The following is a 13,617-nucleotide window of genomic DNA, read 5'->3' as shown; positions in this document are numbered from 1 at the left end:
CGTGGTGGGGGAGCGGACGCGCGCGGCGCCCGCCCGGGCACGTGGAGGCCGTCGTGATCAAGGGAATGTCCATCGCCAACGTCTGGGTCCTGGACCATGAGCGGGCCAAGGCGTTCTACACCGAGAAGCTGGGGCTCGAGGTCCGCACCGACATGACCATGGGCGAGGGCGGCATGCGCTGGCTCACGGTCGGCGCCAAGGACCAGCCGGATCTGGAGATCACGCTCATGGTCCCCGGCCCGCCCGCGCTCGACCCTGAGTCGGCGGAGGAGCTGCGGAAACTGGTCGCCAAGGGCGTCCTCGGTGCCGGGGTCTTCGCCACGGACGACATCCACGCCGACTACGCCGCCCTGAAGGCGCGCGGCGTGGAGTTCCTCCAGGATCCGAAGGAGCGGCCCTACGGCACGGAGGCGATCTTCCGCGACGACTCCGGCAACTGGTTCTCGTTCACCCAGCGTCGTGAGCGGCTGGATCCGGGGCAGGACTGGGGCCTGAGCTGAGCGCAGCGGCCATACGGTCGGCGGGCGCCGGGTCGCCGGGAGGTCCATGCGGGGGGACGGTGTCGGACAGCCACCAGTGCACGAAGGCGGCGGGGAGACGGACGGGCTGGTGGCGCGGGGTCACGTTCGCTTTCATGGTCACCAGCCTGGTGCCGCCGCCAGGGGTGTGGGGTAGTGGCGCGGGGGCGGCGAAACCTGGCGAATCGAGCAGGTGCACTACGCCGCCCCGGACTCCGTGTACGCACTGTACTGCAGAGGCGGGCACGGTCCGGCGCGTTCCAGCGGGCTCGGCCGGGCTCAGGCGAACTCGGGTGCCGCCGGGGTGGGTGCGGGACCGTCGAGGGCTCCGCGCCGCTCCGGCATGCGCAGGCTGACCATCCGGTACCAGCCGCCGAGCCGCTCCCAGGCGTACATCCCGTGGATGCCGGCGGTGATCACCGCGGCCTTGGCCCGCGGCCACCGCAGGATCTCCGCCATCCGGCCCATCACCGCGAGGCTGACGTCGCGGTAGACGCGGATCTCCGCCGCCGCGCTCGCGTCCAGCAGGTCCTTGATCTCCCGGCCGCGTCCGGCCGCCGCGAGACGCAGCAGTTCCTCGTGGCAGTAGGCGAGGTGGTTGTCCTCGTCGCGGCAGATCATGCGGACGGCCTTGCCGATGCCCGGGTCGTCGCCGAAGTAGTGCGCGAGCATCCGCATCTGCTCCGAGGCCCGCTGTTCGGTGACCCGGCTGTGGGCCAGGTAGGCGACGACATCGTGCTCGTCCAACCGGTCGTCGGCGCTCAGCTTCCGGTGGGACAGACCGATGCCCTGGCGCTCGAGGATCATCGTGTAGTCGGTGTCCGGCGGCACCGGCACCGGGGTGAGGTCGCGCCGGTGCAGCAGCGCGTTGAAGATCCGGCCATGCTTGTCCTCGTCGGCCCCGTGTCGCGCCACCCGAGGGGCGAGGTAGTCCATGCCGGGTGGCAGCAGCGCCGCGATCCGCCCGTTCTCCCAGCCCCCCTGGGCCTCGCCGCTCGCCGCGATCGAGCAGAAGAGCCGGAACGCCTCGTCGTCGTCCAGGATCTCCTGGAACACGCTCTTGGCAGTCAGCACATCCTCACCTCATCCGGACGCCCACGCCTTCGTCCCAGCCTTGGCCAGGCGCGGGCGGCCCACAACCGCGGGAGGTCCGGCCGGGTGACGCCCGGGCCGCCGCGGCCAGGTCAGGCCTGCGGGACGGCCCGGCTGCTCCACGCCTGTTCGAGTGCGGAGGCGAAGGCCGCCGGGGGCTGAGCGCCGGAGACGCCGAGGCGGCGGTCGAAGACGTAGAAGGGGACGCCGGTGGCGCCGAGCGCGGCCGCGGTCGCCTCGTCCTCGCGGACGGCGTCCGCGTACGCCGTCGGGTCGGCGAGGACCTCGGCGGCTCGGGCGGGGTCCAGGCCCGCCTCGACGGCCAGCGCCTGGAGACGGCCGGGGGCGAAGGGGGAGACGTCGCCGTCGAAGTTCTCCCGGTAGAGCAGGTCGAGCAGCCGCTCCTGGCGGCCCTGCTCGTGCGCGAAGTGCAGCAGGCGGTGCATGTCGAAGCTGTTGGCGACGTCGCGCTCGGCGCCGCGGTAGGCGAGCCCCTCGCCGTGGGCGTGGGAGGCGATCCGCTCCTCGGCCTGCTGGGCCTGCTCGACGGTGATGCCGTACTTCGCGGCGATCGCCGGGAGGACCGGGCGCGCCTCGTGCGGGGCGTTCGGGTCGAGCTCGAACGAGCGGTGGACGACCTCCACCTCGTCGCGGTGCGGGAAGGCGGCGAGGGCCTTCTCGAAGCGTGCCTTGCCGATGTAGCACCACGGGCAGTTGATGTCGCCCCAGATCTCGACGCGCACGGTCTTGCTCCTCACTTCTGTTCGTCCTGCTCCGTCCAGGTTACATGAGGTGCTCAATAGTTTTGATGCTCAAGCTCCTGGGCGACGGCGGCCAGCCGGGCGAGCGAGGAGCGGAGCGCGGCCGGATCGTAGGCGCTCGCGGTGACCAGGACCTCGTCCGCGCCCGTCTGCGCGACCAGCGTCTGCAGGGCCTCGCGCACGTCCGCCTCGGTGCCGGCGATGTGGCCGGCCCGCGCCTGCGCGAAGAACCCGCGCTGCCGTGCGCTCGTCTCGGCCGTCCGCATCCGCTCCGGCGAGGGCAGGGGCGGGAACGCGCCGCGTGTGCGGGCCTCGGCCAGCGCCCAGGCCTCGGCGGCAAGCATCTCGCCGGCCTCCTCAGCGGTGTCCGCCACGGCCACGGGCGCCGCGACGACGACGTACGGCTCGGCGCTCCATGCGGACGGGGTGAACGCCTCGCGGTACTCGGCCACGGCCGCCAGCAGCCGGGCCCGGTCGTGCAGGCCGCCCACGACGACCGGCAGCCCCGCCTCGGCGGCGATCCGCGCCCCCGCGCCCAGCGCGAGCACGAACGCCGGCACCGGCAGCCCGTCGGAGGGCTGCACCCGCACCCCCGGTCGGACCTGCTCTCCCGCACGGCGTTCGCTGTCGCCGCGCGCCCACGCGAGCAGCTCGGCCAACTGCGCGGGGAAGTCTTCCACGTCGCGCACGCTGTGCCCGAGTGCCTCCTGCACCGCGCGGGTGAAGCCGACGGAGCGCCCGAGCCCCATGTCGATGCGCCCGGGGAAGAGCGCGCCCAGCACCGCGAACTGCTCGGCCACGACCAGCGGCCGGTGGTTCGGCAGCATCACGCCGCCGGTCCCGACCCGGATCCGCGATGTCGCCGACGCGATCGCCGCGGCCAGCACCGTCGGCGCCGATCCCGCGATCCCCGGCACGCCGTGGTGCTCGGCCACCCAGAATCGCTCGTATCCGAGCAGCTCCGCCTCCTGCGCCAGTGCCAGGGTGTCGCGCAGCGCCTGCGCGGCGGACCGCCCCTCGCGCAGCACGGACCGGTCGAGGAGGGAGAGCTTCAACGCAGCGTTCGTCACGTGAGAAGCAACGGCGTGGAAGCCCACGACCTTCCCGTCGCCCCGCGGCGCGGGTGGGGACCGCAGCGGACCCGGTGATCAACCCCGAATCGCGGCTGGCTATCCTCCTGCGGCACACCTGCCGCACAGCGGCCTCACAGTCCCAGGGGGAGTCCCATGCCACGCCCGTCCCGTCTCGCGGCCCTCGCCGTCGCCGCGGCCACCGTCCTGATGAGCGCCGCGTGCGCCTCCGGGACGACGGCGGTCGCGCCGGCGGACCCCGGAACCCCGCAGGCGGCCGCGCCGAACATCGCCGCGCCGAGCGCTGCCGCCTCGTCGCCGACCGCCGCGGTGGCGTCCCCGCTGCCGCTCCCGACGGGCTACGATCCCGCCGCGGACGCCAAGGCACAGGTCGACGCCGCGCTCGCCGCCTCCGCCAAGGACCACCGCGAGGTCCTGCTCGACTTCGGTGCGAACTGGTGCCCCGACTGCCGGGTGCTGGAGAAGCTCTTCGCCGACCCCGAGGTCGCTCCGCTCCTGCAGCAGCACTTCCGGGTCGTCCCCGTGGACGTCGGCAACTGGGACCACAACCTGGCCCTGGCCGCCGCCTACCGGCTCGACCTGCGCACCAGCGGGATTCCGGCGCTGGTCGTGATCGGGGCGGACGGCAAGGTGCGCCACGTGACCAACGACGGTGCCTTCTCCAACGCGCGGACGATGGACCCCGCTCAGGTCGCCGCGTTCCTCACGCAGTGGTCGGCGGCGGGGCAGTGAGGTTCCATCGTCTCGCGCCCGTGCTCGCGCTGGCCCTGGCGGGCTGCGCGGGCCCGGCGTCCCCCTCGGCCTCCCGTGCGGAATCCGTCACCGGTGCGCCCCACCCCGTCCTCGCCTCGCCGCGCGCGGGCGTCGACCTGGGCGGTGTGCACGTCGTCGTGGCCCTGCAGGGCTCGCGGCTCGCCGTCACGCTGACGCCCGACCGTCCCGGCTTCCACCTCTACAGTGCCGCGCTGCCGGACGGCGGAGTCGACGGTCTGGGTGTGCCGACCCGGCTGCGCGTCCGGCACGGTCTGACGGCGACCGGCGCACTGACGGCGAGCGTCCCCGTCCGCACCCTCCACCTGGCCGCACTCGGCGTGGACCTTCCCGTCTATCCGGACGGCCCGGTCACCCTGACCCTCCCGGTCGAGCGCACGGCGGGGGCGACCGGCGCGGCCGAGGCCGTGGTGAGCTTCGGCGCCTGCAGCGCGGACCAGTGCCTGGCCCCCGTCCGGGACCAGGTCCTTCCGGTGCCCCAGGGGTGATAGCGACGAGAAATCGTTCGTAATCGCTTGCCGAAACTTGCCGTAAGAATTTCCACGGAGTTATTGACGCGCTCATTCCGGCTGCGGGATGGTCTGCTACGCGGCGCGGCGGCCACAGCGGGCGTGGCCGCCGTCGCGTCCCCACCCTCTGGCTCCTCCGCGGCCCCGGTCCGTCCGGTCGACCGTCGGCCGGGCCGTGCGCACAGAGAAGAGCCACCATGAAGCGCATCACGTCGCAGCGCAGAGCCAGACCCCGCTGGGCCGCCGTCGGCGCCCTCCTCGCCGGTGCGGTCCTGCCGCTGACCCTGCAGGCCGCTCCGGCCCGGGCGGCCACCGCGCCCGACGGCGGAGACGTCATCGCGAACCTCTTCGAGTGGAACTGGACCTCCGTCGCGAGCGAGTGCACCAACGTGCTCGGCCCCAAGGGCTACGGGGCGGTCGAGGTCGCCCCGCCGGAGGACTCGATCCGGCTCAGCGGCCACCCGTGGTGGGAGGTCTACCAGCCGATCGGCTACGACCTGAACAGCCGCATGGGCAACGCCGCGCAGTTCGCGTCGATGGTCACCACCTGCCACAACGCCGGCGTCAAGGTCTACGCCGACGCCGTGCTCAACCACATGGCCGGCAACAACAACACCAGCACCGACTCCTACGGCGGCGACAGCTTCAACTCGTCGACGGAGAGCTACTCGCAGCCCGGCTACACCAGCGCGGACTTCCACGCCTCGCCCGCCAACTGCCCCAACTCCGACCTGTCCATCACGGACTGGAACAACCAGGCGCAGGTCCAGGAGTGCGACCTGTCGAACCTGGAGGACCTCTACACCGAGACCACCCACGTCCGTCAGACGGAGGCCGGCTACCTCAACAGCCTCGTCGCCGACGGCGTGGACGGCTTCCGGATGGACGCCGCCAAGCACATCAACGCCGCCGACATGGCCGCGATCCTGGCCCAGGTCAGCAACACCACCTGGACCAACTCCCGGCCCTACGTCTACCAGGAGGTGATCCCGGGCAGCACCAACGGCGCGCTCCAGCCCGCCGCCTTCGAGTCCAACGGCAGTGTCATCGAGTTCACCTATGCCCAGGACCTGAAGGCGCAGTTCACCGGCGACATCGCCAACCTGAAGACGTTCGGCCAGAGTTGGGGTCTGGAGCCGTCGTCCGCCTCGACCTCGATGGTGACCAACCACGACACCGAGCGCAGTGGCAGCACGCTGAACTACAAGTCCGGTGCGAACTACATCCTGGCCAACCTGTTCGAGCTGGCCTGGGGTTACGACGTGCCGCAGGTCTACGCCAGCTTCGACTGGACGAACAGCGACGACTCGCCGCCCGCCGACGCCAACGGCTTCGTCACCAACACCGACTGTTCCAACGGGTGGTTCTGCACCGACCGCAACCAGGGCGTCGCCAACATGGTCGGCTGGCACAACGCCACCGCCGGACAGTCCGTCGCCAACTGGTACGACGACGGCACCAACCTGATCGCGTTCAGCCGGGGCGACCGCGGCTGGATCGCCATCAACAACGAGTCCGCCGCCAAGACCGTCACCGTCGAGACGGGCCTGCCGGCCGGCAGCTACTGCGACGTCATCCACGGCGACCTCACCCCCTCGACCGGCGCCTGCACCGGCTCGACCGTCACCGTCGCCGGCAACGGCACCGCCACCGTCACCGTCCCCGCGATGGACGCGGTCGCCCTCTACCTCCCGAACGCCGCGTCCGGCACGGTCGGTGAGAGCTTCGGCGTCAACCAGACGACGAGCTGGGGCCAGAACGTCTACCTGGTCGGCTCGATCCCGGCGCTCGGCAGCTGGAACACCGCCCAGGCGATCCCGCTCTCCTCCTCGGGCTACCCCGTCTGGCGCGGCACGGTCACCCTGCCCGCGAACACCTACGTCGAGTACAAGTACATCCTCAAGAACTCCGACGGCTCGATCACCTGGGAGCCCGGCAACAACCACTCCTTCACCACCGGCGCCTCGGGCAACGGCACGCTGACCGACACCTGGTAGCCGACCTGTCCGAGTAGCCTGCGGGGTATGGAGCGACCGACCCTGCACGGAACGTCCGTCACCCTGCGTCCCGCCGGGGTGGCGGACGTTCCCGCGCTCGCCGCCATCCGGGAGACGCCCGAGGTCCACCGCTGGTGGCGCGGCGGTCCGGACCTGGCCGCCGAGGTCACCGCGGACCTCGCCGACGACGCCACCCCGACCCTCGTGATCGAGCACGAGGGCAGGGTGGCCGGTGCCATCCAGTGGCACGCCGAGGAGGAGCCGGACTACCGCCATGCCGGCATCGACGTCTACCTCGACCCCGCCCATCACGGCCACGGTCTCGGCACCGACGCGGTGCGCACCCTCGCCCGCTACCTCGTCCGGGAGTTGGGCCACCACCGGCTCACCATCGACCCGGCGGCCGACAACGCCGCCGCGATCCGCTGCTACGAGAAGGTCGGGTTCCGCCGCGTCGGCATCCTGCGCGCCTACGAGCGCGGCGAGGACGGCCGTTGGCACGACGGCCTGCTGATGGACCTGCTCGCCGAGGAGCTGACGTGAGGGTCGAGGACGTGCTCGCCCTGTACACGGACCTGGACGCGGCGGGCGTGCCGGTCCGCATCGACGGCGGCTGGTGCGTCGACGCGCTGCTCGGGCGGGAGACCCGCCCCCACCCGGACCTGGACCTCGCGGTCCCCCGGGAGCACGTGTCCGCGCTCGTGGCGCTCCTCTCCACCCAGGGCTTCGCGCCGCGCGGGGAGGTGGGCGCGACGGAGTCGAACTTCGTCCTGGACGACGGTCGGGGCCGGGCCGTGGACGTCCACGTCTTCGCCTTCGACGCGGACGGTGCCCATGTCTGGGGCGTCGCCTACCCGGCTGCCTCCCTCACCGGCACCGGCGTGCTGGCCGGTCAGGAGGTCCGCTGCATCGCCCCGGAGTGGATGTTCCGCTTCAAGACCGCCTACCCGCCCGCCCCCAAGGACCGCGGCGACGTGCGGGCCCTCGCGGAGCGCTTCGGCTACGAGATCCCGCAGTCCCATCGATGACCGCAGACCCATCGATGACCGTGGACCCATCGATGACCGCGGTCCGGGCGAGGGCCGTCCCGGGCTCACATCGTCCGGTCCCGGACGGCCGGTCCGACGGCCTGCCGCTGACGGGACCGCCGCACGAGCGCGAGGACGGCGGACACGAGCAGGACCACCAGCCCGAGCACGAAGAGCAGGAGTCCGGCGCCCAGGGCGACGAAGTACGCGATCACTGAGCTGTCCCCGTTGCGGCCGATCCAGCCGCCCCGGGAGGACCAGATCACCCGTCCGCTCACGGCGGTCAGCGGGAGGGTGCCCTGATCCTGGGCCAGGTGCATCCTGGAGTCGACCGCGTCGGCCCGGTTGTCCCCGAGCAGGAAGAGCCGCTCCGGGGGCACCGTGACCGAGTAGCCCGGCAGGCCGCCGTTCGCCGACGCCGCGTACGGTTCGACCAGCGCCCTTCCGCCGACCGTCAGCCCGCCCCCGGCGCAGCAGGCCACCCGGTCACCGCCCACACCGATGACCCGGCGGAGGGTCAGGCCCGGTATGCCCCAGGCCGATCCGTCGACCACGACCAGGTCCCCGCGCTGGGGCACCGCCCCGTCCAGGGGCACGGTCATCACGTGGTCGCCGGAGCGCAGGGTCGGGGTCATCGACGTGGTGGGCACCGCGTAGTCGTGCACGCGCCCGAGCGTCCGGGCACCGCCGGTGACGGTGAGCACCGTGCCGAGACCGAGCAGCACGAGGGCCAGGCGGAACACCCACCTGCGTCGCTTCGGGGCCACGGCCACCTCCCCCTCGTGTGGCGTGATCGGCTGAACCGCTGTCATGGTGCTCCTTTCGAGTCGACCCGCGAGGGGTGTGCCGGTGGTCCGGCCGGAATCCCGGCGCCGGGCGGCGCGAATCTAGCAGCCGGAGGCCGCCGACCTCGTGGAGCCGGGTGACGGATGCGGCCGTAGCGGGTGCGGAGCGCACCTCCACGGGGGATGACGTTCCGAGAGGAACGCCGCGACCACCTAGCTGCCCAGGAGTCGAATCCATGCCCCAGGTCTCACTGGTCGTCGTCGGCGCGGGCGACCGTGGCGCCCGCCACGCCCGCTTCGCGCTCGAACACCCCGAGCTGGCGCGGGTGGTGGCCGTCGCAGAGCCGCGTGCCGTGCGGCGGGAGCGGATCGCCGCCGAGCACGGCGTCGCCGCGGCCGACGCCGTCGTCGACTGGCGCGAGCTGGCCGCCCGCGGCGAGCGGATCGCCGACGCCGTCCTGATCTGCACCCTGGACTGCGACCACCTGGAGCCGGTGCTCGCCTTCGCCGCCCTCGGCTACCACGTCATGCTGGAGAAGCCGATGGCCCTCGACGAGGAGTCCTGCCGGGCCGTCGTCGAGGCCGTCGAGCAGGCCGGTGTCATCCTGTCCGTCGGCCACGTGCTGCGGTACACCCCCTACACCGACGCCCTGCGCACCCTCCTCGACAGCGGCCGGATCGGCGAGGTGGTGAGCGTGCGCCACCTCGAACCCGTCGGCTACTGGCACCAGGCCCACTCCTTCGTCCGCGGCAACTGGCGGCGCGCCGACGAGGCCACCACCATGCTGATGGCCAAGTCCTGCCACGACCTCGACTGGCTGCAGTACGTCGTCGGCGCGGCGCCCACCCGGGTCGCGAGCTTCGGCCGGCTCTCCTACTTCACCGCCGCCAACCGGCCCGAGGGCGCCACGGACCGCTGCGTCGAGTGCCCGGTGCGGTCGCAGTGCGCCTTCGACGCCGTTCGCTTCTACGGCACCCGGCTCACCGAGGGCGAGCACGGCTGGCCGCTCTCCGTCGTCGTGGAGGACTTCACCGACGAGGCCCTGGACACCGCCTTGCGCACCGGCCCCTACGGCCGCTGCGTCTTCGCCTGCGACAACGACGTCGTCGACCATCAGGTCGTCGCGATGGAGTTCGAGAGCGGCGCCACCGCGACGTTCACCATGACCGGCCTCACCGAGATCGGTAACCGCCGCACCGAGATCTACGGCACGCGCGGCGAGATCCGCGGCGACGGACGGCTGCTCCACGTGCACGACTTCCGCACCGACACCACGGAGACCCTGGACACGCAGGCCACCGCGGCGATGTCCGCCGCGGGCGGCCACGGCGGCGGCGACGCGGGACTGATGGAGGCGTTCGTCGCTGCCGTCGCGGCGGGCGACCCCTCGCTGGTGCGGTCCGGCCCGCGCGAGTCGCTGCTCAGCCACCTCGCGGTGCTCGCCGCGGAGCGCGCCCGCGTCGAAGGCGCGGTGGTGGAGGTCCGGGCCGGCCGGTGAACGTGGGGGCCCTTCGTCGCGCCCCCGGCCGTGGGACTTTCGGCACCCGCGGTCGGGGCGGAACGCCCTGCCCCGGCGGCCGCCAGGGCTCCTAGCGTCGTGGAGTGGCCCGGGACGGGCCCGGACCCCCCGCTTGCGACTGCCCGAAGGGACTGAGGCGCCCATGGACCGCCTGGAGAACACCGTCCGCCCGTACGCCTGGGGGTCGCGTACCGCGATCCCGGCCCTGCTCGGCCAGGAGCCCAGTGGGGAGCCGCAGGCGGAGGTGTGGATGGGCGCGCATCCGGGCGCGCCGTCGGGGGTGGACCGGGGCACGGGCGGCACGCTGACGTTGGACGCGGTCATCGCGGCGGACCCGCAGCGGGAGCTGGGCGCGGGCGTGGTGGCGCGGTTCGGTGCGGGGCTGCCGTTCCTGTTCAAGGTGCTGGCGGCGGGTGAGCCGTTGTCGGTGCAGGTGCATCCGGATCTGGCGCGGGCGCGGGCGGGGTTCGCGGCGGAGGAGGCGGCCGGGGTGCCGCTGGAGGCGCGGGAGCGGAACTACAAGGACGCGAACCACAAGCCCGAGATGCTGTGCGCGCTGGGGGAGTTCACCGGCGTGTGCGGGTTCCGCGCACCGCTGTCGACCGTGGCGCTGCTGGAGCGGCTGGGGGTCGCCGGGCTGCGTCCGGTGATCGAGGTGCTGCGGGCCAAGCCCGAGACGGAGGCCCTGCGCGAGGCGCTCACCTGGGTGCTCACCCTCCACCCCGACACCGTGGCGCGGCTGGTCGGGGCGACCGGGCACGCGCTGCTGCGTCTCGCCGGGGAGTCGACCGACGCGCGGGAGGCGCTGATGCTGCGCGACTACGCGGCGTTGGCGGACCACTACCCGGCCGACCCGGGCCTGTTGTCGGCGTTGCTGCTGAACCACGTGGTGCTGGCGCCGGGCGAGGCGGTCTACCTGGGGGCGGGCGTGCCGCACGCCTACTTCCGGGGCCTGGGCGTGGAGTTGATGGCCAACTCGGACAACGTGCTGCGGGCCGGGCTGACGCCGAAGCACATCGACGTGCCGGAGCTGCTGCGGGTGGTGGATTTCGCGGCGACGGAGCCGGGGGTGATCCGGCCGCGGTCGGTGGCGGGGCATCCGGGGGAGGAGCTCTACCCCGCGCCGATCGACGAGTTCCGGCTGTCGCGTTACCGGTCCGGTGGCTGGCCGCTGCCGACGGACACCCCGCAGATCGTGCTGTGCACGGGCGGCCGGGTCGTGCTGACCGACGCCACGGGGGAGGAGGTGCCGCTCGCCCCGGGGCAGTCCTGCTTCATCGCCGCCGACAGCCCCGCCGTGACCCTGACCGCCCGCGGCGCGGACGCGACGGCGTTCCGGGCCACGGTCGTGGGCGCGCAGGCGGGAGCCTGCTGGGGGCTTTCGGAGGCGGCCTAGGGGCCTTGGACCCGTTCCGGTTCGGGTCGGCGGACCCTGATGGCACACCGGCCCGCAGAGGGACTCTGAAAGTCCGATTAATTCTTCAGGACCCCCTGCGAGGAGAAGATCCGTGCCCCCGACCAGTGACGCCGGCCCACTGCGGCTGGTGGCGGTGACGGCCTGTCCCGCCGGTATCGCGCACACCTACATGGCCGCCGAGAAACTCCAACAGGAGGCGGCGGCACAGGGCCACACCATCAAGGTGGAGACCCAGGGCTCCATCGGGGCGGAGAACGTGCTGACCGCGGCGGACGTCGCCGCGGCTGACGCCGTCATCGTCGCCGCCGACAAGGAGGTGGACCGCAGCCGGTTCGCCGGGAAGCCCGTCGTCTCGGTGGGGGTCGGTGACGCGATCCGGCGGCCGGTGGAGCTCTTCGAGCAGGCGCGCAGCGCCACGCCGCAGGCGAGCGGCGGATCCGCCGCTGCCGCCGCCTCGGGCGGGTCCGGTGCGTCCGGCGGGTCCGGTGGCTCCGGTGGTGGCAAGGAGCGCAGCGTCGTCTACAAGGCGCTGATGAACGGCGTCTCCTACATGATCCCGTTCGTGGTGGTCGGCGGTCTGCTCATCGCCGTGGCGATGGCCTTCGGCGGCCAGGCCGGTCCCGACGGCATGGTCATCCCGGACGGCACGGTGTGGAAGACCATGAGCGACGTCGGCGCGCTCGGCTTCTCGCTGATGGTGCCGATCCTCTCCGGCTACATCGCCTACGCGATCGCGGACCGGCCGGGCCTCGCACCAGGTCTGATCGTCGGGTTCATCGCCAACACCGGCACGTTCTACCACAGCGAGTCCGGCACGGGCTTCCTCGGCGCGATCGTCTCGGGCTTCCTGGTCGGTTACGTCGCGCTGGCGATCAAGAGGATCAAGGTGCCACGGGCCATGGCCACGGTGATGCCGATCATCTTCATCCCGGTGCTCACCACCGTCTCGGTCGGGGCCTTCTTCGTCTACGTCATCGGCTCGCCGATCTCCTGGGTGTTCACCACGCTGACGCACTTCCTCAACGGCCTGCAGGGCGGCTCGGCGGCGATCCTCGGCATCGTGCTCGGTGCCATGATCGCCTTCGACATGGGCGGCCCGGTCAACAAGACCGCGTTCCTCTTCGGCTCCGGCCTGATCGCCTCCGGCAACCACGAGGTCATGGGCATGGTCGCCGCCGCGATCGCGGTGCCGCCGCTGGGCATGGGCCTGGCCACACTGATCCGCAAGCGCCTGTTCAACGCGCAGGAGCAGGAGACCGGCATCGCGGCGCTCTTCATGGGTTTCTTCGGCATCACCGAGGGCGCGATCCCGTTCGCCGCCGGGCGCCCGGCGCAGGTCATCCCCGCGAACATGGCCGGCGCGATGGTGGCCGGCGGTCTCGGCGCGGTCTTCGCCGTCACCGACGCGGTGCCGCACGGCGGCCCGATCGTGGCCGTCCTGGGCGCGGTGGGCGGCGTCCCGCTCTACTTCGCCGCGATCGCTGCGGGCACCGCCGTCACGGCCTTCACCGCGGTCGCGCTGATCGAGCGCTCGGAGCGTCGCCGTGGCGCGTCCGAGGCGGCGGCAGCGTCCGCCGGGACGGCCGAGGTGGCCGACGTGGCCGAGACGGTCAAGGTGACCGAAACGGCCGAGGTGGCCGAGGACGAGGTGCTCTCCGGCTACCTGACCACCGACACCGTGCAGTTGGAGCTGGAGGCCGAAGCCAAGGCCGACGCCATCGGCGAGCTGGTCCAACTCGCCGCCGGGACAGGCCGGGTGGCGGATCAGGACGCGCTGGTGGCGGCCGTGCAGGCCCGGGAGGCGCAGGGATCGACGGGTCTGGGCGAGGGCATCGCCATCCCGCACGCCAAGACCGACGCCGTCACCGCGCCCGTCGTCGCCTTCTCCCGCTCGCCGCAGGGCGTCGAATGGGGCTCGCCGGACGGCGAGAAGGCCAAGCTGATGTTCCTGGTCGCCGTCCCGAAGGAGATGGCCGGGGACGAACACCTCCGGATCCTGGCGCAGTTGTCCCGCAAGCTCGTGAACGCCGAGTTCCGCGAGGAGTTGGAGGCTGCCACCAGCGACCGCGACATCGTCCGCACCCTCGAGGCGGTCGGTTGACCCCACCCGCTCCACCGTCCGGCCCGG

The 13,617-nt window shown here is 72.7% G+C and carries 13 protein-coding genes; 9 read left to right on the top strand and 4 right to left on the bottom strand.

Translation table 11 applies throughout. The features are described 5' to 3' along the window. Positions 1 to 53: 53 nt before the first annotated feature. Positions 54 to 500 (top strand): VOC family protein, encoded by a 447-nt coding sequence (locus BMY61_RS25470; protein WP_042455220.1) that lies wholly within the window; start codon positions 54 to 56, stop codon positions 498 to 500. 297 nt (positions 501 to 797) lie between these two features. Here BMY61_RS25470 and BMY61_RS25465 read toward each other — a convergent pair whose 3' ends face one another. From BMY61_RS25465 to BMY61_RS25455, 3 genes are all read right to left on the bottom strand, one after another. Next, the gene (locus BMY61_RS25465) at positions 798 to 1,592 is read right to left on the bottom strand and encodes a hypothetical protein (protein WP_042455055.1); all 795 of its coding nucleotides are present in this window, start codon (positions 1,590 to 1,592) and stop codon (positions 798 to 800) included. A gap of 110 nt (positions 1,593 to 1,702) precedes the next feature. Further along, on the bottom strand, positions 1,703 to 2,353 hold the full coding sequence (locus BMY61_RS25460) for a DsbA family oxidoreductase (RefSeq protein WP_042455058.1): 651 nt from the start codon (positions 2,351 to 2,353) through the stop codon (positions 1,703 to 1,705). Between the two features lie 53 nt (positions 2,354 to 2,406). After that, the gene (locus tag BMY61_RS25455; protein WP_042455059.1) at positions 2,407 to 3,441 is read right to left on the bottom strand and encodes an MsnO8 family LLM class oxidoreductase; all 1,035 of its coding nucleotides are present in this window, start codon (positions 3,439 to 3,441) and stop codon (positions 2,407 to 2,409) included. A gap of 156 nt (positions 3,442 to 3,597) precedes the next feature. On the opposite strand from BMY61_RS25455, the gene BMY61_RS25450 reads away from it, so the two are divergent. The 5 genes from BMY61_RS25450 to BMY61_RS25430 all read left to right on the top strand — a co-directional run bounded on the left by BMY61_RS25450 (position 3,598) and on the right by BMY61_RS25430 (position 7,767). Further along, entirely contained in the window at positions 3,598 to 4,194 is a 597-nt protein-coding gene (locus BMY61_RS25450; RefSeq protein WP_201777627.1) for a thioredoxin family protein, read from the top strand. Continuing rightward, the gene (locus BMY61_RS25445) at positions 4,191 to 4,721 is read left to right on the top strand and encodes a protein-disulfide reductase DsbD family protein (protein ID WP_143094515.1); all 531 of its coding nucleotides are present in this window, start codon (positions 4,191 to 4,193) and stop codon (positions 4,719 to 4,721) included. The genes BMY61_RS25450 and BMY61_RS25445 overlap by 4 nt, the downstream gene beginning before the upstream one ends. A gap of 218 nt (positions 4,722 to 4,939) precedes the next feature. Then, on the top strand, positions 4,940 to 6,739 hold the full coding sequence (locus BMY61_RS25440; RefSeq protein ID WP_042455064.1) for a carbohydrate-binding module family 20 domain-containing protein: 1,800 nt from the start codon (positions 4,940 to 4,942) through the stop codon (positions 6,737 to 6,739). A 27-nt stretch (positions 6,740 to 6,766) separates the two neighbouring features. Then, a complete protein-coding gene (locus tag BMY61_RS25435; RefSeq protein WP_042455066.1) occupies positions 6,767 to 7,282 on the top strand; it encodes a GNAT family N-acetyltransferase in 516 nt (171 codons plus the stop codon). Then, a complete protein-coding gene (locus BMY61_RS25430; protein WP_042455067.1) occupies positions 7,279 to 7,767 on the top strand; it encodes a nucleotidyltransferase domain-containing protein in 489 nt (162 codons plus the stop codon). The genes BMY61_RS25435 and BMY61_RS25430 overlap by 4 nt, the downstream gene beginning before the upstream one ends. A gap of 65 nt (positions 7,768 to 7,832) precedes the next feature. Here the strand turns inward: BMY61_RS25430 and lepB are convergent, their stop codons facing one another. Then, a complete protein-coding gene (lepB, locus tag BMY61_RS25425) occupies positions 7,833 to 8,579 on the bottom strand; it encodes a signal peptidase I (protein WP_082015435.1) in 747 nt (248 codons plus the stop codon). 209 nt (positions 8,580 to 8,788) lie between these two features. Between lepB and BMY61_RS25420 the strand changes: the two genes are divergently transcribed. The 3 genes from BMY61_RS25420 (at position 8,789) to BMY61_RS25410 (ending at position 13,590) form a co-directional block, all read left to right on the top strand. Continuing rightward, entirely contained in the window at positions 8,789 to 10,051 is a 1,263-nt protein-coding gene (locus BMY61_RS25420; protein ID WP_042455069.1) for a Gfo/Idh/MocA family protein, read from the top strand. A gap of 163 nt (positions 10,052 to 10,214) precedes the next feature. Then, positions 10,215 to 11,468, top strand: coding sequence for a mannose-6-phosphate isomerase, class I (manA, locus tag BMY61_RS25415; RefSeq protein ID WP_075004063.1), 1,254 nt, complete (start codon positions 10,215 to 10,217; stop codon positions 11,466 to 11,468). 112 nt (positions 11,469 to 11,580) lie between these two features. Next, positions 11,581 to 13,590, top strand: a complete 2,010-nt coding sequence (locus BMY61_RS25410) for a fructose-specific PTS transporter subunit EIIC (protein WP_042455074.1) — start codon at positions 11,581 to 11,583, stop codon at positions 13,588 to 13,590. Positions 13,591 to 13,617: the final 27 nt, after the last annotated feature.

This window comes from Streptacidiphilus jiangxiensis (assembly GCF_900109465.1).
Classification (GTDB): Bacteria; Actinomycetota; Actinomycetes; order Streptomycetales; family Streptomycetaceae; genus Streptacidiphilus; species Streptacidiphilus jiangxiensis.
Note: the sequence above shows the minus strand (reverse complement) of the source record. Positions and strands in the feature narration are given on the sequence as shown.